Below are 25,313 nucleotides of genomic sequence, written 5' to 3' on the forward strand. Positions count from 1 at the left end.
TTAAAGTATATCCTATTAAAATAATGCACATTAGATTATTGCCCTATTTATATGTGTATATGCTTTATAAAGTCAGTTTAAATATGTTTTGACATACGGTTTAACGTTCCTGTATATTTCAAGTAATCTATTTAAAATTATGGATTTTATAACCAGTATACATTGAGGTTGTTATCATGAAAAATTTCAACATTATGTTACTTATTACTTTACTATTTACCACTGGTTGTTTTGATTTTGACATTGTTCATTATATTGAACCAAAAAAAGATAAGTCATTATTTATAAAGTTCAGAGTAACATCAATGTATTTTAAAGATCAAAATAATAAGAATGCATTTGGAAATGATGTCATAAAAGGCAATCTTCCTGATGATAAAAACACAAAGGTAACCTATCAATTAATACAAGATGATATTACTGCAGGTATAGAAGCCACTATCACAACTAAACCATATTCAACTATGTCTGAACTTGATAAACTACCCCTTATTCCGTATCAGGATAAATTTGGCCAATATATTCTTCTTTTCCATAACTATCAGAAAATTAGCTCTTCATCTGATTTTTTCGATTCACAAAAAATTGCCGAAGGATTAATTGCTGCATCAAAATACAGGTTAGCATTTGGCAATTGTATACCCAAAAAAATAGTAATTATCGTTAATAAAGAGAATCAGGAGAAATTCTATCCAAACATCTATCAGTTAGGAAATATATACCATATTGATATACCAATGAATCTTGTGCTTATGAATGAATCTGCTGTGATTGTTAGCTTCACAAATACTATCAATGACTCTGAAATCAGTAACTATCTTGCAAAATTAATGGAAAAGCGAAAAGAAGAAGAAAAAAAATATCAGGAAGAATTAAATAAAAATGGAAATGTTGATGATGATGGTGATGAAAATATATATAATGAAGATAATGACACTAATAAGAACCAATATGATGATAACGATGAAAACACTGACACAAACTCTAACTCCAGATGATATACTACAATGATGAACTCTGATTGTGTTGCAAACATTATTTTAGACAGTATTGTTGATGGGGTATTTACCATTGACTTGGATTTCAGAATCACGTCACTCAACAATGCTGCTTGTAAAATTTTAGGCCTCCAAAGTAAAGATGAGGCGTTAGGTAAACTTTGCTTTGAAATATTTCATGCAAATATTTGCGAGCATTCCTGTGCGTTACGTGAAACTATGCTGACTGGGAAAAATATTATTAATAAAACAGTATATATAGTTAACAAATCAGGAGAAAAAGTAACTATAAGCATAAGCACCGCATTGCTTAAAGATGATCAGGGAAATATCATTGATGGTGTTGAAACCTTTCGTGATATCAGCGATATTGAAACTTTGAGGAAAAAAATTGAATCAACCTACTCTTTTGAAGATATTGTAAGTAAAAACAACACGATGCAGCAAATTTTTTCCATACTGCCTGATGTAGCATTAAGTGACAGCTCTGTGTTAATTGAAGGACCAAGCGGGAGTGGTAAAGAACTCATTGCACGTGCCATTCATTCATTAAGCAGGCGAAATGAAAAGCCATTTATTTTGGTAAACTGCGGAGCTTTGCCTGAAAACCTGCTTGAATCGGATTCGTGAGATAGAAAATATCATCGAGCATGCTTTTGTGCTGTGTCATGAAGCATATATCAAAGCTGAGCACCTGCCAGCATATATATACGGTATAACGCCCGTTTCAACACTTTCGCTAGAAGAAATGGAGAAAAACATGATAAAGCAGGCTTTAGCCCGATATCCCAACAAGAAAGATGCTGCAGCAGCACTGGGCATTGATACTTCTACATTATGGCGAAAATTAAAAAAATATAATATTGAATAAAATATATTTTAAAAGAATCTTCTTTTCTCCTTTGTTTTACCTCTTGAAAATCGCCAAAATTATCAGAGCCTCAAGGTGTGTTGCATTTTGCAATATTTCAATATGATACAGTATCGCATTTTGCAATGTTAAATGTAATCGAGGCGTGGCAATGTCTTTATTGGTATTATCAGTACACGCGAGCGACCAAAGAATCTCGTCGTTTCTTACACAAAATCATTGCTGTTTATGTGGGTCTGTTTCGCTTCGCTCGCAGTGACATAAGTTTCGTCATTGCAAGAAATGAAGGTGTCCCAAAACAAACAGATGGCTCTCAATGTTGCGGGTGCAATGTCATTGCGAGCGTAGCGCTTGCACTGAGCCTGTCGAAGTGCTTGCACTGAGCTTGTCGAAGTGCTTGCACTGATTATGTCGAAGTGAAGCAATCTCATTTTTTTACTTACGACTGCCCAACATCAAAAGCTTTTTAACAGCAACTATCGCCCATAAAAAATATAAAACTTCTTTAATCAGAGATTTTTTAAAAATTTATTGCAAACTCCAAAATCATATAATTTTGGCACAATTTATGCTTCTTCATTTAGTATGAAGAACGTAATTGTTGCATTACCAGTGTTTCAGGACCGACTATCGCCACTTTTGGATGAGGCACGCAGGTTTGTCGTTTTAACATTGAATGAAAATGCTATTTCAGAACGCACAGTGATTGATATTGATGAACAAAGTCCGTTTATAAGGATTGAGCGACTTAAAGAAATGGGAGTAACCGTGTTATTATGCGGAGCTTTAAGCGATGTGCTGGCCAGGTTTATTCTTGATAGGGAAATTAAGCTATATTCGTGGCTCAATGGCAGCGTTGAGGAAGTGGTAGCACAGTACATCAATGGAACATTAGCTTACAAATGCATGCACTATGTAACAAAAGGACAAACTTGCAGGCGCCACAGGCGTGGATGGAAATTACATCAAAGGAGTAATCATTATGAAGATAGCAATACCGGCACAACAGAATAGTTTAGACAGCCAAGTGGATGAACATTTTGGAAGAGCAAAAGGATTCATTGTGTATGATTCTGATACAGGAAGCTATACATGGATAGAGAATAAGCAGAGTGTTCAATCAACGCAGGGTGCTGGAATACAATCTGCAAAGAATGTGATAGATAATGGTGCAGAAGTTCTTATTGCTACAAACGTAGGACCAAAAGCATATTCAATTTTACGTTCGTCAGGAGTGGAAGTGTATGTATGCGATAGTATGCTGGTATCACAGGCAATTGCTGAGTACAAAGCTGGAAAATTGGTAAAAGCAACTGAAGCTATTGTTGAGAGTCACTGGTAATAATTTTTTATATTTATTGTAAAGGAGGTGAGCCTATGAATCAATCAACATTACATAATGGTTTTACAGGATATACACAAAATGTACAGGAAGCAGACAAAACAATGCGCCAACGGATGCTTCAGTGCATAAAAAAACTTCATGAGAAAAATTTACATTGTCTTCAAGAAGCACAAACTCATGGAAAAGAAAAATTGTTCTCTGAAATTGAAACAATTCATAAGCGACTGGAAAAGTTTGAACAGGAAATTAATAAACAACCTGTTGCACATTTTAAATTTGAAGGACTGGATCAGTCCGATGAAGATAGGCTGAAAATGATTGAAGAAAAAATTGAACGACTGGCACAGGAATGCGGTGATATAATCGATAACCTTTCCTGTTCTCAGGTTGATACGCATATTATTGAACAGTATACACGTATTGCATCGCATTTGCGATTGGCTGAACGTTTGTACCAAGAACGAATGTTGATTTTAAAAAAGGCAATGGTATTTGGTTAACACCAAAAGTAATTATGTGCGATAGTTATTAGTTAAAAGCTTTATTGCATTACATTACTATTTCTAAAAGGAGGTAACACTATACCCTGTGGAGATAGAACAGGTCCTTATGGTGCCGGCCCTATGACAGGACGTGGTGCAGGGTTTTGCGCTGGATACGGTATGCCAGGATATGCCAATCCAACTGGTAGATCTGGTGCATTTTGTTTTAACAGAGGTTTTGGTGGCAGAGGACGGGGTTTCCGTCACTGGTTCTATGCAACGGGTTTACCGGGCTGGATGCGTTTTGGCAACAATGCACCATACTATCAGTATTCTAAAGATGATGAAAAATCATTTTTAAAAAAGCAGGTTGAATTTTTAAGTAAAACCATTGAGGATTTGAACAAACGCTTAGCAGAACTGGAAAAAGAAGGTGAATAAAATTTATTTATTACATGGGGCATTGCTTCCTGATGCCCTTATAATGTTATTTTGACAAACGAAGTGCAATCTTATTTTGAAGGAGTGAAGCAATTTGTCATTTCGACGAACCAAGTGAGGAGAAATCTTAAAATGATAAGCAAAGATTTCTCGCTACGCTCGAAATGACTGTGTTATTAGTCATTTAGTAAGTGTGAAGCGATTTGTCATTTCGACGAACGGAGTGAAGAGAAATCTTAAAATGATAAGCAAAGATTTCTCGCTACGCTCGAAATGACAGTGTAATATAGAGGTTCCAGGTCAGGCCTGGAATGACTGTGTTATTAGTCATTAGTAAGTGTGGAGCGAATCAGAAATCTTATTGATAATTTGATCATTAAATAATCATTAAACATTAAAAAAAGGAAAAAACAATGAAAACAAAAATTACAATACTTTGTGAAAATAGCATTGCAACTCCGTTCCCTTTAATTGGAGAACATGGGCTTTCTATTCTCATTGAATCAGATGATACCACACTATTTGATACCGGTCAGGGACTTGGTATTTTGCAAAACCTAAAAACATTGGGAAAAGATATTACAGCCATTCAAAGAATTATATTAAGTCACGGACATTACGACCACACTGGTGGACTTTTACAGGTATTGCAATCCATAAACAGAAAAATCAATGTGTATGCCCATCCAGATGTATTTACCAACAAAGTTGCTGTTATTCCCTTGGGCAATCAAACACTGGAAGCACCTATAGGGGTCAGAGCATCAAAAGAAGAATATGAAAAGGCAGGAGCAGTTTTTCAACCAATATCGGGATTAACAGCAATAACCAACTCTTTCAGAGCTATCGCCGAAATTAATCGTCCGCAAAGCTGGCAAGGTTTTGATGAACGCTTAAAAGTCAAACTTCCTGATGGTACAATAAAAGATGATATCTTCAATGATGATTGTTCGCTTGTCATTGACACAGAATCAGGTCCTGTTGTGCTCCTGGGATGTGCACACGCGGGTATTGTAGATATACTTCATGACATAGCCAAACAAACCGGGTATAAAGAATTTCATGCTGTGATTGGTGGCACTCATTTAGAAAGCGCACCGGATGATTATATCAAAAAAGCAATTCATACGTTAAAAGAATTTAAAGTTAAAAAGATTGGCACATCACACTGTACTGGATTTAAGGTTGCTTGCATTATGCAACAGGAGTTTGGGGATTCATTAATTAACGCAACGTGTGGCGTTTCATTTGAATTTTAGTTTTGGAGATAGTTACATGAAAATTGCTATTGCCAGCGGTAAAGGTGGTACCGGTAAAACTACAATATCTACAACTCTGGCATATTATTTCGCACAACAATTTCCTACTGCATTGTTAGATTGTGATGTGGAAGAACCTGACGCAAACATATTTTTAAATATTCCAGTTAGCAGAACGTTTGATGTTGATGTTTTAATTCCCCAAGTTGATATGGACTTGTGTACAGGTTGTGGTAGATGTGAAAAGATGTGCCAATACAATGCAATAGTACTCATTAAAGGAAAACCATTAGTGCTTCCTGAGTTATGCCATTCGTGTGGTGGATGTTATCTGGTATGTCCTGAAAAGGCAATAAAAGAAGTAAAACGTTCTGTTGGAACGGTTGAAGTTGGTGTTAATGGTAACCTGCATTATGCTGGTGGTATTTTAAACATTGGAGAGCACATGGCAATTCCGTTAATAGATGAAGTAAAAAAAGAACATTATAACGCAACATTTCGTATTGTTGATGCCCCGCCGGGTTCATCCTGTCCGGTTGTTCATTCTATGCAAGGAAACGACCTTATTATTATTGTAGTAGAACCAACACCCTTTGGTTTTCATGATGCTGTTCTGGCATATGACGTGGCAAAAACTTTAAATATTCCCTGTGCAGTGGTTATAAACAATTTGGTTGAAGAATATAAACCGTTATTTAGTTTTTTAGAAAAAGAAAATATACCAGTTTTAGCGGTTATCCCTCACGATGTTGATGTTGCACGCTCATGTGCACAGGGCAATTGCATTGAGTATATGCTTACAAAATATCAGGATAAATTTGAAGCAATAATGCGTTATATTAAGGAAAAAGTACAATAATGACTAACACTATTAAACAGTTGGCGATAGTAAGCGGTAAAGGTGGTACCGGTAAAACAAGCATTGCTGCATCATTTGCTAAACTGGCAAAACAGCGCATTGTGGTTGATTGTGATGTTGATGCTTCAAATATGCCTCTTGTGCTTCCTCACACTATTATAGAGGAGATCCCTTTTTTGGGGGAAAAAAAAGCTGTCATATCTCAGGACCGATGCAGAGGGTGTGGCGATTGCGTCATTTATTGCAGATTCAATGCAATCAAAGATTTTTATGTCGTTGAGCCCGTGCTTTGTGAGGGGTGTGCAGTGTGCACAATGATGTGCCCTTATGAAGCAATTGATATGGTAGACAATCAATCAGGCACTGTAGTGATTTCACAATCTGACGATCAGCCATTTCTTTTTGCAAAGATGGGTGTTGGCCAAGGCAACTCCGGTAAATTAGTTTCCGAATTGCGTGAAAAGGCAAAATCAATTGCAGAAGAAGATAATTACAATCTTATTATCATTGATGGTCCACCGGGCATTGGTTGCCCTGTCATTTCATCTATTACAGGAGTATCCCATGTTCTTATTGTTACCGAACCTACATTAAGTGGCATGCATGATTTGGAAAGAATAATACAGTTAACCAAACATTTTAGAATTAATGCTTCAGTGTGTATTAATAAATCTACTATATCATCAGACAATATAGAAAAAATTAAGGAAATTTGCTCAAAGTTTGATATTGCAGTAATTGGTACAATACCATTGGATATGGATTTTGTAAAAGCGCAGATAGCAGGGAAAACGATTGTTGAATATCCCAATTCTGTTGCATCACAGGCTATAAAAAGTTTATGGGAAAGAATTTCACAATTACTGAATTTATAGGAGGGCATTTAATGTTTTCTAAAGAATCAAAATCTCATGCTGTAAAACCAGGAATGGATAATAAAACCGCTGCGGAAATTAATGAAGAATTGCGGTTGCAGGAAAATCTGAATAAAATAAAACATACGATACTGGTTTTATCAGGTAAAGGTGGTGTTGGTAAAAGCACTGTTGCCACAAATTTAGCTGTAGCACTTGCATCCAGAAAATTTAAAACCGGTCTTTTAGATATTGATATTCATGGACCAAGCGTGCCAACACTTCTGGGTATAGAAAAAGCAGCATTACAGGCAACTGAGCATAATACAATAGTACCTGTTGCATACAATGACTTTCTAAAAGTTATATCGGTTGGGTTTATGCTGCCGGATACAAAAGAAGCTATAATTTGGCGTGGTCCATTAAAATATAATCTTATCAAACAGTTTTTATCTGATGTACAATGGGGAGAGCTTGATTATCTTATCATTGATTCCCCACCCGGAACCGGCGATGAGCCTCTTTCAGTTGCACAGTTAGTAAAAAATCCAACTGGTGCAGTTATTGTGACAACACCACAGAATGTTTCAACTATCGATGTAAAAAAATCCATAACTTTTTGCCATAAACTCAACATACCGGTTTTAGGTGTCGTGGAAAACATGAGTGGATTTGTATGTCCTCACTGCGGAAAAGAAACATATATATTCAGAAAAGGTGGCGGTAGTGAGATAGCTACTGAGATGAATGTACCATTTTTAGGAACTATACCATTAGACCCTTTCATTGTGGAAAACAGTGATGCAGGAAGACCATTTGCCCAGTCAGCTACGGTCAACGCAACTGCTTCACAAAAGCATTTTGAAGAAATAATAACAGCATTATTAAAAATAATCAATCAAAAGGAGAAATAACATGAAGATTGCAGTTCCATTAACCCAGGACAATATCTTTTCGCTACATTTTGGCCACTGTGATAAGTTTGCTTTATATGATATCGATGAAACAAATAAAAACATCATAAAAAAAGAAGAGATACCTGCACCACCTCATCAGCCAGGACTATTACCGCGCTTTTTAGCAGACAAAGGTGCAACATGTATTCTTGCAGGTGGCATGGGAACACGTGCACGCCAGCTTTTTGAAGAGCAAAAGGTTATTGCCATAACAGGAGTGGAAGGCACTGATCCAGATATGTTAGTCAATGATTATTTACAGGGAAAACTTAAAACAGGCGCCAATGTGTGTGACCATTAAACTTATACTCAATGAACATTGTATTGAGACTGCTGCAAAGGAAGCATTGCAAAAGCTTCTTGATGCAATGTTACAATCTGAAACTGAAGACAAAAATCTTCAGGAGCAGTATCAGCTTTTATACGATTTTATACAAACCACTGATTTTAAAAAGTTAAGAGCTTCTGATGAAAGGCTAACTGGTATAGTCCCTGCAGTATGCGAAGTGTATGTTGATGATGCCGGGAAACCTGCTCTTAGAATTATATAATATGATAAATAGAGCTGTATACGATTATTGTTGATAATACTCTCTGTACCGGTTGCAAACAGTGTGAACGCATATGTCCTAACTTTTTCCTGCATCTTATTATCTCATCTGTATTGTTATGCTACCGTATTAATACTTTTAGAGTTATTAAAAAATTAATTTGACGAACATAACGGTGTTATTTGAATGTTGTCCTATACTTTATTTTTTCAAGGAGGACTAAAATGGAAGATATATACACCGCATTGCAAAAACGCCTTGATATGTACTCATTGGGTTTTCCTGAAACACAGTCAAAGATAGAAATAACGATATTAAAAAAGCTATTTTCAGAGGAGGATGCAAAGCTTTTCTTAGAACTATCGCCCATGCTTGAAACTACAGAAAGCATTGCTACCCGCACCGGGCGCAAGCTACAAGAACTGTCATCACATCTTGAAGATATGGTAAAACGCGGGCTTTTATTTAAAAAAACAAAAGATGGTGTATCTAAGTATGGGGCCATACCATTTATTCATGGCTTATTTGAATTTCAGGTTAAGAGGTTAAGCAAAGACCTGGCCCTATTATTGGAGCAATATTATGAAGAAGGATTATCAAAAGCAGTAGCAAAAAGTACCAATATGTTTTTGCGCCCCATTCCAGTAAATGAATCAATTGAAACAAAAAGCACTGTTGCGCCCTTTGAAGATGCTGTTTCAATAATTAAGCAGGCCCCTGTGATAGCCGTTGCAGATTGTATATGTCGTAAGGAAAAAAAGATTATTGGCAAAGGTTGCGATAAACCAATGGAAACCTGTCTTATGTTTGGTTCAATGGCCGAATATTATATAGACAATAATTTAGGAAGAAAGATAAGTGCAGATGAAGCGATAGCAATTGTGAAAAATGCGCAAAAGCATGGAATGGTAACACAGCCAGGAACCGCACAAAACCCTGCTGGTATGTGCAGTTGCTGTGGCGACTGTTGCGCCGTATTGCTATCAATTAAGCGATTTCCAAAGCCTGCTGAGATGGTTTTTTCAAACTATTTTGCACAAACAAACGATAACTGCACATCTTGTGGTAGTTGTGTTGATATGTGCCAGATGGATGCAATAGAAATTACTGATACTGCCCATGTAAATTTAGATCGTTGTATAGGATGTGGACTGTGTGTCTTAGCGTGCCCTAATGAAGCCATAAAACTTGTACAAAAATCAGAAGATAAAAAAATACCACCAAAAACCAGCGGCGAACAGATGATGGAAATGGCAAAACAGCGTGGAATTTTACCAAAATGATGCATATGTGCGTATTAATATATTGACAATAGTAACACATTATTGTTTATTATTTTCTAATATGAAATAAAAATTTATTAAATAACGGTTAAATTGGCTGGTGTACTTATTGTGTTTGCTCTATTGCTTTCACCAGCAATGATCGCGCTATCATTACCTATAAAGTATCCACTTATAGTTGCCTGGATTGCAGGCACAATTATTAACATTATTGCTATATGTTTATCCTATACATTTGATTTACCTACTGGATACACACTTGTTACAGTACATACCATTGCTGCAATGGGTGTTAATATATTTGGATTGAAGATATAATTTTATATTTGACTATTTTGATAATGGGGTGTCCCTAAACAATCCGTGGAGTTCTCAATGACGCGGGTGCAAAGTCATTGCGAGCGTAGTGAAGCAATCTAAATACCACAGGAGACAAGATTGCTTCGTCACTTCGTTCCTCGCAATGACAGTATGGCAAAAGTCATTGCAGAAGATGTCTTTTAAGACAGCCCCAAATTGTAAAATATTGTGGAATTATTATGCAATATATAAAAAATATATAAAATATACTGATTTTAGATACAAATCTAAAGAATACATTGATAAAGTTGAAGAAGGGAATGATTTCATTATCGTTCGTAAAAGAAAACCTACACAATGTGATATATCTATATTTCAATTATAACTGAAATTGAAGCTTTTTCAACATTACATAGACTGCTTCACGATAAACAGATTGATAAACAAGATTTTTTTTACTTTTACATAAGAAAATTGAAACATATTTACAGTATTTTACAATTATTGACATCAATGAATCTGTTATTAAACTTTCAAAATATCTAATTATGCATCACAGTTTGAAAACTCTTGAATCAATACAATTATCTTCAGCACTTGTAATTAAAGACACTATTGATTATTTTGTGTGCAGCGATAACAGGCTTGTTACCGCTGCCAAAAAGGAAAAATTACACATACTAAATCCAGGATAAATCAATACTACACGTGTAACTATGACAACTTCCTTTCTTGTTTTTGTTGTGCGGTATCTTTGATGAGTGTTAAATACGGCACAACAGCATCATTTTTAAAGCTACCAGTACCATCATACGTTAAGCTTACCACCGGCACACCAGTCACCTCATAAATCTTATGCGCCATTGCTTCAGTTATAAGGGATGGGCAACAAAATGCAGGGCTTGTTTGTACAAACAGCTTAATATCAGGATAATGCTGCAAAAGCGAAAATATCTTGATAAGATTATCAAACGATTCGCCGGTATGATACATGGTTACGCCAAACTGTGATAATACTTTTTCAAAGTCTACAGTATATACTGGATTTGGCTCATTCAGCAGAGTTTCAAAATAACTGTAGTATTTCTTTTCCATACGTTCAACTGCTGTCAGCAATGTTTTACCGGTAACTATCGCCCCATATTTTCCTTCCCTGAACCATTTTTTAAAATACGGATTGGCTATCATCTTGGCATAGTAATTATACGGTGTTGTGATAACCTCACCGCCATGTTTTTCAATAAAAGCTATAAGGTTTTGATTCATAACATCGTTGTCACGAACATACAGGTCGCCAAATATTGCCACTTTGGGACGATTAGTGCGTTTAACCTTTATTGCATTGAATCGTTTAACCATAGTACCCAGTGCATCTGACCATTCCATTTCATCCCTGAAAGCTTGCTCAAACTCGTTCATGGTTTGCTCAATAGCTTTATCAGTGGAACCATGAATGCATTCATATGGTCTGAAATGGCACCCTACTCTTCGCAGCAATCCGCTAAACATAAAAGCAAAATAACTGTAAATAGCTGCTTTAATTGAAACTTCCTTAAATGAGATATCGCCCACAAACACTCGTGTATGTTCAAATCCTTTGCCATAACTATCAAAAATACTTTTTATAAAATACGGATACATACGAATATTACACGCAATTTCAGAATCAGCCATCCACAATATTGTTTTAGCAGGATCTAAATTATGCTTTTCTACATAATCAATGTATTCATACGCAATGATGTTTAAAGGAATACATTGCCCAGTATTGGTTCGTGTGCCTTTTGCAATAAGCGCATCATCTTCATAAAGTATATGCGCATCAATGCCTTCACGCTGCAAATTTGCCCTTAAAAGACGTGCTGCCATCATATCCCAGTTTGGCAGCAACACTGTTTTACCGTGTAATGATTCCCGTGTAATTGAAGGAACAACATGGAGATGTGTCACTGGTGAAGTTTTTGATGTGTAATGATTTTTAAACGAACGGATTGCCGCTTCAATGCGCGTTTCATACCCAACGGTTGAATCATGCTCATCAAGCTGCAAAATTAAATACGGTTTGCCTGCTTTATCCATGATACGTTTAAAGTATTCCATCACAAACGAATCAGGTGCACATTTAAACGATGTAACCAGCACAGGATATAACCCATCCTTTTTGGCAATGACATGTGCTGTTTCAATTACTTTTGAAGCATAATACCAGTGAAATGCTTTAAGCAAATCGTCAATTTCTTCAACATCCTTCCTGGAATACTCAATCATATCCTGATATAACACTGGCATCCCTAAATTCACAAACATTGAAGGTATGGATTTATTCATTGACTCAGGTAATACATTATACGGCCTGCCAAGCAAAACCACAGCCATGCCCTTGTGTGACTTCAAAAATTGAGTACCCACTTTCAGTAGTTTTTTGCTTTTTTCCTTATACGCTGTCAGTGCCTGCTCAAAAGCCATCATGATTTCAAGGTAATTAGCATCAATGTTCATCTTTTTACATGAATTAAATAATGCCATTCTACTTTGCAGTGGCTGTATTTCATAATTAAGTACAGGCGATAGTACCTTTGAAGAAGCTTCAGGCACAAGATGACCCAATGCAGGCGCAAATTGTGTATAATAACAATACTGCCTGCGCGCCTCTTGTGGTGCATCCTTTTCTATATAAAATGGGGTAAAGATGTAATCACATTTATCAGCAAGATATGCAATATGACCATGAAAAGCTGCCATAGGTGCACAGAATTCCGCCTGTGCTAAACGCTTGCCGGTAGCTACCGGATCGGGGCAATCCATGCTGGTGGTAACACTAACACCCAAACGGGTAAAGAAATCAATCCACAGGTCAATCTCATCTACTAAGTGAAGTGCTGCTGGTATTCCTACTGTTGCTGTTGTATGTTTGGTTGACGTAAATACAATCTTTTTTCGTTCTTTTACAAAATCAAATATGCCTTTTGTTTTGCTGACAAACTTTTTATAATGATAATCCCTGCCACATAAAAATCCAAATGCAACAACCTCATTATCAATAGTAGCTACTTTAAGTTTGCAGTGATTGGTGCATAGATTGCATACTTCATTTTTAATAGGTATGTCTTTTTTATATAAGTCTATGCCACGAAATTTTGTCTTTCCGGTATATGTTTCCATCACTTCAAGTGCGCAACCCAGTGCACCGGTTAAATGGCAATACTTTGAAACAAATATTGGCTTTTGCAATCGCTGTTCAAACGCTGCTACCAGTGCCTTGTTTTTTGCTGTGGCACCTTGAAAGCACACTAACTTACCAATCTTTGCCTCGCCCGAAACCTTTGATAAATAATTTTCCACTACCGAATGCAGCACTGTTGCAAGCAATTCATCAGTTGAATAGCCTTTACTCATAAGGTAGTTGATATCGCGCTCCATAAATACAGTGCAACGATCACTTGCAACTGGCGACTGTTTACCCAACGCCCTGTGAGCATATTCAGAAAGGGGACAACCTAATTTATATGCCTGCTCTTCAATAAAGCTTCCGGTTCCGGCGGCGCACACATTGTTCATCTGCGAAAATACCACATTACCATTTTTCAGCATGGTAAACTTTGAATCCTGTCCACCAATTTCAATAATTGTATCAACATCAGGATGTAGCGCAACTGCTGCTTTTGCATGCGCAGAAATTTCATCAAGGATTACATCGGCACCAATGAGCGTTCCTATAAACTTTCGCCCTGAACCGGTAGTGGCTGCTCCTTTAATGGTTAACGTAACACTATTACGCTGTACATAGCTATCAAGCGCTTCAAACAATGATTGCACTGCTTCAAGTGGTTTTCCGGCAGTACGGGTATAGAAACCAGCCAGCATAGTACCGGAACTATCGATCACTGCCATTTTGGTGCTTGTAGAACCAATATCAATGCCAATAAAAGCCTCAGTGTGGGGCATAAATGTTGTATAGATATCAACTTCAACTTCGTGCCTTGATTTAAAAATATATGATTCCTTGCCAGCAAAATCAGGATACTGGCTCAAAATTATATCTAATGTATCATAGTGGTATTCTTTGTGCTCATTTGTATGCGCAAATTCAATTGCTACCTCTTCATCTTGCGCATTGGAAACAGCCCACAGTGCAGCACCTAAACTACCATACAGGTGCGATAACTCCGGCACTAAAACGTTTGTATTAAGAATTGATTCTAAGTGTTTAATAACTGCCTTATTCAATGACACACCACCTACTATTGCTATAGGCTCCAAAGGCTTTTTACTTGCAAACAATGTATCGGCAATATTTCTTGCAAGACCAGAACACAGGCCATCACAAATTTCATAAATACTGTAACCTTCCTGCTGCACATGGATAAGGTCAGTCTTTGCAAATACCGCACAGCGTGATGCTATTTTGGGTATATCACCGTAATTCTTGAGCGCTAACTCTGAAAGCTGGTGTGAACCTTCAAGCTGCAATCGCCGTGCTTGCTGATCTAAAAAGCCACCTGTACCCGCAGCACAACTTGTGTTTCCCCGGTATTGCGAATAATTGCCATATTCATCAAATTCAATCACACCAAACTTTTCACCCCCAATGATAACCATTGTTCTAACATGGGGCATATACTCCTTAGCTGTCTGAACATAGGCTACCTGTGTATTGACAATTGAAGCTTTCAACACTTGTGATGTTGATGAAGTTATGGCTATACCTGCTACTTTTGTTATTTGTTTTTCAAGTAAATAGTGTTCGATAGTATCCTTAATCCTGCCATGATGATATGTATAGTATGTATCAATAATGTTTTTATTTTCATCCAGTATGACAATTGAAAGAGCAGTTGAACCTGCATCAATACCAATATAATAATTAACAGCACTGTCATGATTCTTCTCCATAGTATTCACCTCTCTATTTGTATGACAATAATAAATATGACATTTATCTATAATATGTTTACTGAGATAATTATACACTCTGCTTCAAAATAATCAACAAAAATTTAAAAAATAAAAATGGGGCTGTCTTAAAACAAACAATGGAGCTCTCAATGACGCAGGTGCAAAGTTATTGCGAGCGTAGCGCTTGCACTGAGCATATCGACAAGCTCAGCAACCGTGCTTATACAAGCCCAGTAACCATACTTCGACAGGCACAGTAACCACCTGTCGAAGCGCCTGCCCTAAGCTTGTCGTAGTGAAGCAATCTCAATCCCGCATGAGATGAGATTGCCAGGTGCCTGAGACGCTCGCAACTATGGGATTGCTTCGTCACTAGGGTTCCTCGCAATGACAGGAGGGCAAAAGTCATTGAAAAGAGGTATCTTTTGAGAAGCCCCCATAAAAATGTACGTATACTTTCTATTACAACTCAAAAATAAAATTGAAGCTCATTAATTATGTGGCCTGAGGTTTTTTATTACCCAACAGCTTAAATGCAATAAATATTGCCATACCAGCTACTAACAGAATAATAGCAAGAATTGGGCGCACAGCAATCCATGCAATTGCAATAACAATTAATGATAGAGCTAATGCAACAACAAATGAAACAACCCCTGTTCCAAAATGCAATACACTCCCTATAAAGGGAACCACGTCACCCAATGTAACTAAAGGCTTAAATATCATCATCAAACCTATAAACATCAATCCAAAGCCTAATAATCGCACTAACCAGGTGCGTATTGTATTGCTTTCTTGAGCCTGCTGAAACATCATTTCTGCACTTACAATACCAGTATTGATCATCTGTATTGTTGTTTTTGTTTTCGTTAAAAAAGGAGTTAGATAATTACTCTGTTGTTGTGCAATGACTGAAACCTTCTGTGGTGAACGAACTATAGTACACATAATTTTCAAATCACCAATTTGTGGGTTGTTTGGATCGTTGCCAATATATATTTCATTTTTTATCTTTTTTGCTCTACCGACAAATGCTCTATCTATCTTTGATTCATCGAGTGCTATTATCTCTTCACCTTGAATCTGTTTTATTAATTCTTCGTTTAACACAAAATCACCTACTCTAACATTCTTTGCCACAAACTCTTGTGCTGGTATCTCCATTGATCGTGGATTATTATGCCCTTCGGGATATCTGAAAGAAGATGAATCAATTATATTTTCAGACCATACTTTTTCATAAGTATATTCGGTGGTTGTCTCAGTTGATCCTCCTAATTTTTTTTCTGTTTTACTTTTTGTTATTTCTTTCCACTGATACATTTGTACCTTACGGACCATTTTTATTGCTTTTTCACTTACCCCTAATAATGTATCAGTCAACAAATCATCAGTTGCTGCATCACCAAAAAAATAAATCAACTTGCCATTATTTGCAGGATCTACTTTAGGTTGGGGCAATGAAATTACTTCACTAGCTCCTTGTGATAACCCTTGAGCAATTTTCACAGCACAACCTTCATTTTTCCATAAGACAGGAAATGCTACCAGGAATAATAAAAAACCAACACCTACACTTTTTATTGATTGGCCTAAACGTTGCAACCAGGAAGTTTTGGTAACTTCAGTAAAGCTTTCTCTATCTGTCATAGGTCAACCTCCATAATATAATTATGTATCTGTTATAGTTTTTATAAATTTTTAAAGGTATGGAAATATTGTACTATAACAGTAACATTTTCACCAAAGATTATAACTCAAATTCACGATGGATGTCAATAGAAAATATTATTTTATATTTTGTAAATTATTTGAGAAGTGAAAAGTTGAAATCTATATAAAAAAATATCTTTTATTTTTTTAGCAGGTATACCGCTATTCATTTTATAAAAATTATATGCAGTACTTCTTAAACAAAAATTATAGTAACGTAATTATGTAATGCATCAGTAATTTTACTTATAATACTTCCCAAACTGTAGTTTGCGTAACAATGGGGCAACTATCGCCCCTAAATAACGCAATGCAATATAGTTAAATTTTAAATCAATAAGCTCAATAAGATTACCATCCATATCCTGCATAAACACCCATTCATTGGGGCCAGTTTTCTGTGGCTGGCATAAAAATGTTACACCTTTATCTTTTAGCTTTTTATACCATTTCTTCACATTCCGTACATCCAGGGTAATATGTGTTAAACCAATTTTATTCCAGCATACCTTATCAGAAGGGATAGCAGGAGTAAATTCAAATATTTCAAGCACCGCACCACCTGGTGTACGCAAAAAGCCAAGACGTAATTTTGTATTTTTCAAGCCATAAAGGCTATACAATGCTTCAACCTGTTTTTCATCCATAGTTTCCTCAGCAACCAGTGGGAACCTGAACATTTCCCAATACCATTTTACTGCTTTTTCAAAATTACTTACCGTAATTCCAACATGGCTTAATGATTTTACCTTCATGATACCTCCCATTGATAATATACGTTTTTTTATTTACAACAATGCAGGTTGCCTTTGACTGGCAGCCTGCATTACAAAAGAATATTGCAACGTTATGATGCTAATTGTCCAACCGTATTCATGAATGAACCTATCTCTTTGCCATATTCCGGTGAACCTTCAATAACAAGGACACGATTTATTGAGGCTTCTATCATATCAGTGGTTTGTAATAAAATACCTAATGCACCATCAACGCTATCAAATTTAAATTCCACAAATGGTTTAGAACGAGTATATTTGCCCCTCCCTGCCTTAGAATTCCCTGCCTTCATGCGCAGATACGAAGCTATATCAGTTCCGGTTACCGACCATGCAAAAGTTCTGTCGGGGCTTTTTTTACAAAATTTTGATATCTCAGGATGACCGGCTTTGTTAAGCTGGCTTATTCCAAGTGGCAGCAAATAAAGCATAAGCCGTACCATAAGCTCACGGTCTTCTTTCTTTTTTGGTGGGGTTTTCCTGCCAATGATCTTAAGTGCCAGTAATAAATTCACTGCTTTCATTAACAGTTTAAATTTAGTTAAGCCTTTTATTGATGGCACTGCTGGCTTGCCGGCAAAAAATGCATTCATAGTCTTTACATCCTTAAATGTAAAGACTATATCTGGTTTTTCATGAATGCCATACTTTACATCCAGAACACCATCAATAAACTGCAGATATGCACCAATATCGCCAGCATCATCCTTTGCAATAAACTGCACCACACCATTTAAACCTTTGTACTTTGCAGCCATCTTTGGTCTGTATTCCAGTATTACTTTAATAAGTGGCAATGCGGCTTTTAGAAAAATTGTTGATGCAAACAATTCGTTCTGGGTTGCCATATTACACCTCGTCTTCCCAGTCTTCAGTTTGTTCAAAATCCTTGCCCATAATCTGCCGTACTTTTTCAATAATCTTATTCTGATCAAAGCCATAGTAGTTTTGTAAATCTTCAGGCAGTCCAATGATTGCATATTCATCAGGTATGCCAACCGATTCAAATGCACAGGCTTTCCCGCTTTTTACTATAACTTCAGCAACTGCACTTCCCAATCCACCATAGATATTGTGGTCTTCAAATGTCACAATTCGCCGTGTTTCCATAACCGCTTTAAGTATTGCCTCTTCATCTATAGGCTTTATAGTATGCATGTTGAGAACCCGCACACTCAATCCATCATCTTTTTCAAGAATACCAGCAGCATGGTAGGCATTATACGCAGCAGCACCACATGCTATAATTGTGATATCAGTACCATCTTTAAGCTGTACTGCTTTACCTATCTGGAAACCATAATCAGACTTTTCGTACAAAAATGGGTCAAAGCCGCGATTGATTCGTATATACACTGGACCTTTGTATTCATACGCAGCAATAACCGCATTTGCAGTTTCAATACCATCTGCCGGGGCTATCACCACCATATTTGCAAATGAACGCATTACCGCTAAATCTTCGGTGCAATGATGAGTGGTACCTGCCTGCCCAAACGATGTCCCCGCATGGGTGGCAATAATCTTTACATTAAGCTTTGGATAACAAATATCAGTACGCACCTGCTCAGCAGCACGAAGTGATGCAAATACCGCAAATGTGGATACAAACGGAGTAAGCCCTGATTTTGCAAGCCCCGCAGCCATGCCAAACATATTCTGCTCAGCAATACCTGCATTAAAAAATCTGTTTGGAAACTTTGCCGCAAACTGGCCAATCTTTGTGGACTTGGCTAAATCTGCTGAAAGTCCCACAATATCATTATGTTTTTCAGCTAAGTCACATAAAACCTTACCATAAATTTCAGCAGTTGACATATTGGCAGTGTCAACGATAGTATATGTTAATCCATCAGCAGCCATTGTTTTCCTCCTTATTTACATTTCACAATAATGTTTGTCTATACAAGCTTTGGCAAGTTCAACCTTTTCACTATCCAGTCCACCATAGTGCCATTCATATTTATCTTCCATAAAATCCACACACTTGCCTTTAATTGTATGCGCAATTATAACAACCGGTGCTTTATCTTCCTTCTGTGCATATTCAATTGCATCAGCTAATTGATTAAAATCATGTCCATCAACTTCTTTCACAATCCAGCCAAAAGCTTTCCACTTATCAGCAAATGGTTCAAGGCGCATAACCTCTTCCGTTGGGCCATCTATCATCATTCTGTTGCGGTCAACGATAGTTACCAAATTAGTAACCTTATAGTGTGCGGCAGCCATTGCAGCTTCCCACACCGAGCCCTCATCACACTCACCGTCTCCCATTATACAATATGTGAGCCAGGATTTATTCTGCAAGCGTGCACCTATTGCCAACCCCACCGCTATTGGCAAACCATGCCCTAATGAACCAGTGGATACATCAACACCCGGCACCTTGTTGCCATCTAAATGCATTCCCAATATTGAACCGGTGTGATTATATTCTTTCAAAAGCTCTTTTGGGAAATAGCCCTTATCAGCTAAAATTGGTGCATATCCCACCCCCGCATGTCCCTTGCTCAGTACAACCCTATCTCTGTCAGGCCATTGTGGATTTTTGGGATCAATATTTAAATACTTATAGTAAAGAATAACCATAATTTCGGTAAAACTTAACGAGCCACCCACATGTCCACCACCTGCCCAATATACAGTGTCAATAGTGTCCTTTCGTATCTGACATGCTTTTTCATTGAGCTGTTTTAATTCCTGCTGGCTTAACGGCATATATATCCTCCTTGTTTACAGTAATTTTTCATAAAATTCTTATGGGCGATAGTTACTGCTAAGATAACCCCATTCATGGTACAATTGCAAGCATTAATATTTTTCACCATATTTCTTCTTCAACAATTGGCATACATCATCAACGATATTCCACGTCTTCTGAATATCCTTATCTGTGTGTGCGGCTGATACAAACCAATTGTGATGCGAAGTAAAATAAGCACCACGGGCTGTACACTCAGCACACCATTCCTGATGCAGAATATTGCTTGGATCATTGGTAATGCGGACATACGGCATGGAATATGCGCCGGTAACTTTCAAATCATAACCATACTGTCCGCATATTTTAACCATACCATCGAAAAGTTTTTTGCCAATCTTATTCATAAGTACAGGAGCATTAATCCTTTTTAATTCTTTCAATGTAGCTAGAGCGGCAGCCATAGGTACAGCCTGATACCAGTAACTGCCTGTGTAAAAAACCTTTGCAGCAACAGTCCGTAGCGCATCAACACCAACCAGTGCTGAAATGGGATAACCATTGGCAATAGCTTTACAATAACATGCTAAATCAGGTTTAAACCCAAAATACGCTCCTGAGCCGCGCATATCAAGTCTAAACCCACAACGAACATCATCAATAATAAGCACTATGCCATGCTTGGTACACAGTTCGCGAATACGCTGCCAGTAGCCAGTAGCAGGGAATTCACTATCAGCAAATGTTGGATGATGATATGGTGTGGCAATAAACCCTGCAATACCATTAGGATTGGCGGCAATTGCCTCTTCAAACTGTGTAACATTATTCCATTCTATACCAATGATGTTTGCAATATCTTCTTCTATTACACCATAGTGACCATACCCCTGCATCCAGGGAGCAACGCCATGATATCCGCCTTTTATCATGACAATTTTTTTCCTGCCAGTTGCAGCGCGGGCAATCATAATTGCTAAATTGGTAACATCACCACCATTTTTGGCAAAGAAAGCCCAGTCGGCACCAGCAATTGTAGAACATAACATTTCAGCTAAATCCACCATTATTTTACCGGGTGCTGACATGCAATCGCCCTTTTGCCTTTGCTGGCTTGCCGCAGCTTCAACTTTTGGATTATTATACCCCAGCACCATTGGACCATATGCACACATATAATCAATAAACTCATTACCATCAATATCCCAAAAGCGCGAACCCTTTGCCTTTTCAGCATAAAAGGGATACATGGTAGGTGGAACAAGTGGCGCGGGACTAAAATGCCCGGGAATACCACACGGTATAACTTTTAAAGCACGCTGAAATAATTTTTGCGAATTAGAATATGTATACGTCTTACTTTTTATTTTTGCTGCCGAACTTTGTGTTGTTCCTTTAGCTTCTAGTTTCATAATAACACCTCATAAAAAGATTTTATACTAAATATAAAGCAATCCTGTCCAAAACAGGACTTACTGCATCCAACCATTCAATATGCCCTTTAGTAGCAACAGCACCAGAAGCTATTGCACTGAATGCATCCATCTTGCCATTTAAAAAATCATTGGCTATTTTCATTGATTTGAATTGTAATACTGCAAGTGGTTGTTCATGGTAGCCTTTATGCACTTCAAACCCGTTGTCCTTTTGTTCAATATACACAGCAGGGCCTTTATCAACATTCATCATCACCATGCTTCCTTTGATTTTCTTTGCAATGTGTTTCCCAATGGGATCAAAAAGTAGTAATTCTTTCAGTGCAAATAAAGCGGTGTTTAACGTCATGATGGTATTTATTGTAACAAACTTGTTATCCTTCAATTTGTTGTCATCAGGCTTCAGATAGTATTCTAAGCGTTCAGTGAGTTTTGGAAATTCTTTTGTTAAAAATCCAAGTTTTGTTAAACCCTTTAATGGGATGGGATTTGCTTTGCCATCAAACATTTTGTTTAGATGTGCAGGTGAAGTAAAAAATAACACAATATCAGGTTTTTTTTCAGTGCTATCTGTAACAATACATTTTCCATTTTCAAAAATTAAATTTACATTTCCGCTACCCTTAACAGTGAATTTTATTACTACGTTCCAGTCTTTAATAAGTTTTTTTGCTTCCTCATCATACTGAACAAGATCTTCAATATTTTGTAAAACAGCATAGAGATGTAACCGTGATTTTATGAAATCATAATTCATTTTCTTCCTCCTTTTAATTATAAAATATATTTAGAAAAATTCATTTACAATATTGATTCTTCACTTCACTCCGATTAATAGTGCTAAAAATTTCACATTACTGTAGTTATCAAATTATCAAAATAATATATGAGTGAGTACTTACTCATATATAATATATAAAAAATATGTCAACAAAAAAAATATTTTTATTTTTTATATTATTGTTATTAATGGTACATATTTTTTTTCATATAGAACAAACTCAAGTGATTGTCGCTTGCCATGTTCATCAATATACTGCGCCTGAAATATATCACTTATTTCGGCACCATTTTTTAGTTCAATGTATCCATGCTCAATTAATTGAAGCAAAAATGTTCTGATAATACCAAACGACATCTTCTGGATATTCACATCGCCGTGATGTTCATGATCATACAAACCTAAATTAACATCAGCAACCTTACAGTTGGATAACACCGCATCTATATTTATTCCTGTTTCAACACCATACATCTGCCAGAAGCTCACTTTTGTAAAAAAGGAAAGCGTACCAGCAACTTCCCCGCTTAATGGATAGGCTAATTTACGCAGTGGTTCTAAATTACTATGAACTATCGCCGAAAACAAAGGTTGTGCTACATACTTTTTTACCCTGCCCATTTCCCGCCAAAAACTTGCTTTGGCAAAATCATACCCTTGCAACACTGCGCCAGCCAGTCCTAACACAAAATGTGTTCCAAAATAGTGTGCAACCACATCAGCATCCAGAAAAACTATAACTGTATTATGGATATCTGCCTTATATCCAGTAATAAGATAATATAGGGATCTACGCATGTCGGCACCCTTACCTTTTTCAAGGCCCATATCTGGCACATTAATTGCATTACAAACTATGACCTTTGCTCTGCTGCTTGCTTCCTTAGCTTTTATCTCGGTCAATTCTTCTTTATCATCATCGAGACGTCGGTGAGACACGAATATACCATCAACACTTTGTAATGTATCGATAAGTCGTATTTTTTGATATATAAGTTCTGCCTCACGCTCACCAAAAGTGGAAAATATCACATAAATTTTTCTATTTCCCTTTATCTTTACAAGGCTTTCATCATTGAAATCAGTAGCTTCAAAATAATCGATTATACTCATAACTATCTCTCATAGAAAAATATTTAAGTTTTTTCTAAAATACTTGTAACATTTTGGTGTTTCTATTGTATATTATATGCAGGATAGTTCAAGTAATAATTTTTAGATAGTAGGAGATAGTTATGAAATCAACAAAAAGAACATATACAATTCAGTGCATAAAACCATTGAATGAAAAACATATTATCAATATACAAAGCCTGTTAGGTGTTGATTCCATAGAGTACCGATATCCCAAATTTACTATACATTATGACTTACAATTTATTAACCGACAGCTTATTTTAAAGCATCTACAGCAGGAAAAGATAGTGTATAAAACATCACTTTTACATAAAATAGCAAATGCCCTTGAAATTTTTTCAGAGAAGAATATAATCAAAAATAACAGGCTTTTGCCATTTTATAATTAATTTTATTTTTATCAATGCGAATACACCAATGAAAAAAATACTCATTTTACTGCTACTAGTATTCCTTTCTTGTTCCACATCTGATAAGCAGTTTTCTGAAAAAGTGTGGCATAATCAGGTATTACATACTGATACTTCTTCTTTGTATGCACCCCATTATAACAATGGGGAATTTTTTAATCCATGGATGCCCATGAAAGATAGAAGCTTTTTTCATTTTCTTAAATGGAAATTTTCTAATAACTCATATTCATATACTGATGAAGAAAAAAATTATTTACCACAGGTTATACCAAATCCGTTAGAAAGGATACATGCTCTTGTAAATCCTGATTTTATTATGTGGATTGGGCACAATACCTTCCTGATTAGAATTGATGGAACTTATTTTATTATTGATCCAATATTTTCTGAAAGGGCACTGCTGCCTAAACGCTTAACCCCGCCAGGAATAACTATAAATGAACTCAAACAATTGACAAATGAGATACATGTCATAATAACTCACAACCATTATGATCATCTGGATGAAGACAGTATAAAGCAATTGCCCAAAGAAGCAATGTTTTATGTGCCGCTTGGCCTGAAGGATTATTTCATTTCATTGGGAAGAAATAATGTCGTAGAGCTTGACTGGTGGCAAGAATTTGTATTGGAAAATAAATTTAAAATCGTAGCGCTTCCTAAACAGCACTGGTCCAAACGTGTTACACAATCCACCAATAGTACACTATGGGCAAGCTATATGTTGATCACTCCCAAACTTACTATATATATTGCAGGTGATAGTGGCTATTTTATTGGTTATCGCGAATATGCTAAGAAATTTCCTCATATTGATTATGCATTATTGCCAACAACTGCCTATCATCCACGGTGGTTTATGCACTATGCCCATATGGATGTATATGAGGCACTCATGGCGTTTGAAGATTTGGGGGCACAGTATTTCATACCCACCCAATGGGGAACCTTTGCTCTTGGCGAAGAGCCTCCAGGTTTTCCGGCTCTTGACCTTAAAAGAAAAATTACTGCAAAAGGGTTGGATCAAAAACGGTTTTTAATAATGGATATTGGGGAAATTAAATTATTAAAAAAATAAATCTATTTATTGTTATGGCTTTGTGCTATTCCTGTGATAAATGTTTTTAGTAAAAACTTTTTTAGGAGGGAGTGTGATGCTATTTTTTTAAGAATCTTATACATACCCATATTATTTGGATCCTTTTTGTTTAATATTAAACTACAAAATCAATTCTAACATATTTCAATAATTTTT

Annotated in this window: 28 protein-coding genes; 19 read left to right on the forward strand and 9 right to left on the reverse strand. The window is 36.5% G+C overall.

The genetic code is table 11. The features are described from left to right. The first annotated feature begins 176 nt into the window (after positions 1-176). The 17 genes from AB1444_01520 to AB1444_01600 all read left to right on the forward strand — a co-directional run bounded on the left by AB1444_01520 (position 177) and on the right by AB1444_01600 (position 10,894). Complete coding sequence (locus AB1444_01520; GenBank protein ID MEW6525329.1) at positions 177-998, forward strand: hypothetical protein; 822 nt, start codon at positions 177-179, stop codon at positions 996-998. 9 nt (positions 999-1,007) lie between these two features. Beyond that, positions 1,008-1,628, forward strand: a complete 621-nt coding sequence (locus tag AB1444_01525; protein MEW6525330.1) for a sigma 54-interacting transcriptional regulator — start codon at positions 1,008-1,010, stop codon at positions 1,626-1,628. Continuing rightward, positions 1,612-1,869 carry a helix-turn-helix domain-containing protein gene (locus AB1444_01530; GenBank protein MEW6525331.1) on the forward strand — a complete coding sequence of 86 codons (258 nt, stop codon included), beginning with the start codon at positions 1,612-1,614 and terminating at the stop codon, positions 1,867-1,869. The genes AB1444_01525 and AB1444_01530 overlap by 17 nt, the downstream gene beginning before the upstream one ends. A gap of 585 nt (positions 1,870-2,454) precedes the next feature. Further along, positions 2,455-2,883 (forward strand): hypothetical protein, encoded by a 429-nt coding sequence (locus tag AB1444_01535; GenBank protein MEW6525332.1) that lies wholly within the window; start codon positions 2,455-2,457, stop codon positions 2,881-2,883. After that, the gene (locus AB1444_01540) at positions 2,852-3,211 is read left to right on the forward strand and encodes a NifB/NifX family molybdenum-iron cluster-binding protein (GenBank protein MEW6525333.1); all 360 of its coding nucleotides are present in this window, start codon (positions 2,852-2,854) and stop codon (positions 3,209-3,211) included. The genes AB1444_01535 and AB1444_01540 overlap by 32 nt, the downstream gene beginning before the upstream one ends. Before the next feature lie 35 nt (positions 3,212-3,246). Next, on the forward strand, positions 3,247-3,714 hold the full coding sequence (locus AB1444_01545; protein ID MEW6525334.1) for a hypothetical protein: 468 nt from the start codon (positions 3,247-3,249) through the stop codon (positions 3,712-3,714). A gap of 81 nt (positions 3,715-3,795) precedes the next feature. Next, entirely contained in the window at positions 3,796-4,137 is a 342-nt protein-coding gene (locus AB1444_01550) for a DUF5320 domain-containing protein (GenBank protein MEW6525335.1), read from the forward strand. Between the two features lie 413 nt (positions 4,138-4,550). After that, positions 4,551-5,396 carry an MBL fold metallo-hydrolase gene (locus tag AB1444_01555; protein ID MEW6525336.1) on the forward strand — a complete coding sequence of 282 codons (846 nt, stop codon included), beginning with the start codon at positions 4,551-4,553 and terminating at the stop codon, positions 5,394-5,396. Positions 5,397-5,412: 16 nt separating this feature from the next. Beyond that, positions 5,413-6,255 (forward strand): ATP-binding protein, encoded by an 843-nt coding sequence (locus tag AB1444_01560; protein ID MEW6525337.1) that lies wholly within the window; start codon positions 5,413-5,415, stop codon positions 6,253-6,255. Then, positions 6,255-7,130 carry an ATP-binding protein gene (locus AB1444_01565; GenBank protein ID MEW6525338.1) on the forward strand — a complete coding sequence of 292 codons (876 nt, stop codon included), beginning with the start codon at positions 6,255-6,257 and terminating at the stop codon, positions 7,128-7,130. Before AB1444_01560 ends, AB1444_01565 begins: the two co-directional genes overlap by 1 nt. An 11-nt stretch (positions 7,131-7,141) precedes the next feature. Then, positions 7,142-8,023 carry an Mrp/NBP35 family ATP-binding protein gene (locus AB1444_01570; protein ID MEW6525339.1) on the forward strand — a complete coding sequence of 294 codons (882 nt, stop codon included), beginning with the start codon at positions 7,142-7,144 and terminating at the stop codon, positions 8,021-8,023. Position 8,024: 1 nt separating this feature from the next. Beyond that, complete coding sequence (locus AB1444_01575; protein ID MEW6525340.1) at positions 8,025-8,366, forward strand: NifB/NifX family molybdenum-iron cluster-binding protein; 342 nt, start codon at positions 8,025-8,027, stop codon at positions 8,364-8,366. After that, positions 8,350-8,616 carry a hypothetical protein gene (locus AB1444_01580; protein ID MEW6525341.1) on the forward strand — a complete coding sequence of 89 codons (267 nt, stop codon included), beginning with the start codon at positions 8,350-8,352 and terminating at the stop codon, positions 8,614-8,616. The genes AB1444_01575 and AB1444_01580 overlap by 17 nt, the downstream gene beginning before the upstream one ends. A gap of 23 nt (positions 8,617-8,639) precedes the next feature. Beyond that, a complete protein-coding gene (locus AB1444_01585; GenBank protein MEW6525342.1) occupies positions 8,640-8,780 on the forward strand; it encodes a 4Fe-4S binding protein in 141 nt (46 codons plus the stop codon). A 60-nt stretch (positions 8,781-8,840) separates the two neighbouring features. Further along, entirely contained in the window at positions 8,841-9,899 is a 1,059-nt protein-coding gene (locus tag AB1444_01590) for a 4Fe-4S binding protein (GenBank protein ID MEW6525343.1), read from the forward strand. A gap of 93 nt (positions 9,900-9,992) precedes the next feature. Then, positions 9,993-10,217, forward strand: coding sequence for a metal ABC transporter permease (locus tag AB1444_01595; protein MEW6525344.1), 225 nt, complete (start codon positions 9,993-9,995; stop codon positions 10,215-10,217). 542 nt (positions 10,218-10,759) lie between these two features. Continuing rightward, complete coding sequence (locus tag AB1444_01600; protein MEW6525345.1) at positions 10,760-10,894, forward strand: hypothetical protein; 135 nt, start codon at positions 10,760-10,762, stop codon at positions 10,892-10,894. A gap of 19 nt (positions 10,895-10,913) precedes the next feature. On the opposite strand, the gene AB1444_01605 is transcribed toward AB1444_01600, so the two are convergent. The 9 genes from AB1444_01605 to AB1444_01645 all read right to left on the reverse strand — a co-directional run bounded on the left by AB1444_01605 (position 10,914) and on the right by AB1444_01645 (position 23,621). Beyond that, complete coding sequence (locus AB1444_01605) at positions 10,914-15,092, reverse strand: acyl-CoA dehydratase activase (GenBank protein ID MEW6525346.1); 4,179 nt, start codon at positions 15,090-15,092, stop codon at positions 10,914-10,916. A 498-nt stretch (positions 15,093-15,590) separates the two neighbouring features. Then, positions 15,591-16,748 carry a TMEM43 family protein gene (locus tag AB1444_01610; GenBank protein MEW6525347.1) on the reverse strand — a complete coding sequence of 386 codons (1,158 nt, stop codon included), beginning with the start codon at positions 16,746-16,748 and terminating at the stop codon, positions 15,591-15,593. A 305-nt stretch (positions 16,749-17,053) separates the two neighbouring features. Next, positions 17,054-17,566: a VOC family protein gene (locus tag AB1444_01615; GenBank protein MEW6525348.1), complete on the reverse strand. Its 513-nt coding sequence runs from the start codon at positions 17,564-17,566 to the stop codon at positions 17,054-17,056. A gap of 92 nt (positions 17,567-17,658) precedes the next feature. Then, positions 17,659-18,435, reverse strand: coding sequence for a hypothetical protein (locus tag AB1444_01620; GenBank protein ID MEW6525349.1), 777 nt, complete (start codon positions 18,433-18,435; stop codon positions 17,659-17,661). 1 nt (position 18,436) lies between these two features. After that, a complete protein-coding gene (locus AB1444_01625) occupies positions 18,437-19,450 on the reverse strand; it encodes a transketolase C-terminal domain-containing protein (protein ID MEW6525350.1) in 1,014 nt (337 codons plus the stop codon). Between the two features lie 15 nt (positions 19,451-19,465). After that, positions 19,466-20,308: a transketolase gene (locus tag AB1444_01630; protein ID MEW6525351.1), complete on the reverse strand. Its 843-nt coding sequence runs from the start codon at positions 20,306-20,308 to the stop codon at positions 19,466-19,468. Between the two features lie 93 nt (positions 20,309-20,401). After that, on the reverse strand, positions 20,402-21,703 hold the full coding sequence (locus AB1444_01635) for an aminotransferase class III-fold pyridoxal phosphate-dependent enzyme (protein MEW6525352.1): 1,302 nt from the start codon (positions 21,701-21,703) through the stop codon (positions 20,402-20,404). A gap of 22 nt (positions 21,704-21,725) precedes the next feature. After that, positions 21,726-22,484 (reverse strand): SCP2 sterol-binding domain-containing protein, encoded by a 759-nt coding sequence (locus AB1444_01640; GenBank protein MEW6525353.1) that lies wholly within the window; start codon positions 22,482-22,484, stop codon positions 21,726-21,728. Between the two features lie 195 nt (positions 22,485-22,679). Continuing rightward, positions 22,680-23,621, reverse strand: coding sequence for a hypothetical protein (locus AB1444_01645; protein MEW6525354.1), 942 nt, complete (start codon positions 23,619-23,621; stop codon positions 22,680-22,682). Positions 23,622-23,743: 122 nt separating this feature from the next. On the opposite strand from AB1444_01645, the gene AB1444_01650 reads away from it, so the two are divergent. Together AB1444_01650 and AB1444_01655 are read left to right on the forward strand one after the other, a co-directional pair. Then, a complete protein-coding gene (locus AB1444_01650) occupies positions 23,744-24,034 on the forward strand; it encodes a hypothetical protein (protein MEW6525355.1) in 291 nt (96 codons plus the stop codon). Positions 24,035-24,062: 28 nt separating this feature from the next. Further along, positions 24,063-25,136, forward strand: coding sequence for an MBL fold metallo-hydrolase (locus AB1444_01655; GenBank protein MEW6525356.1), 1,074 nt, complete (start codon positions 24,063-24,065; stop codon positions 25,134-25,136). Positions 25,137-25,313 lie beyond the last annotated feature (177 nt).

The sequence above is a fragment of the Spirochaetota bacterium genome, assembly GCA_040756435.1.
Lineage (GTDB): Bacteria > Spirochaetota > UBA4802 > UBA4802 > UB4802 > UBA4802.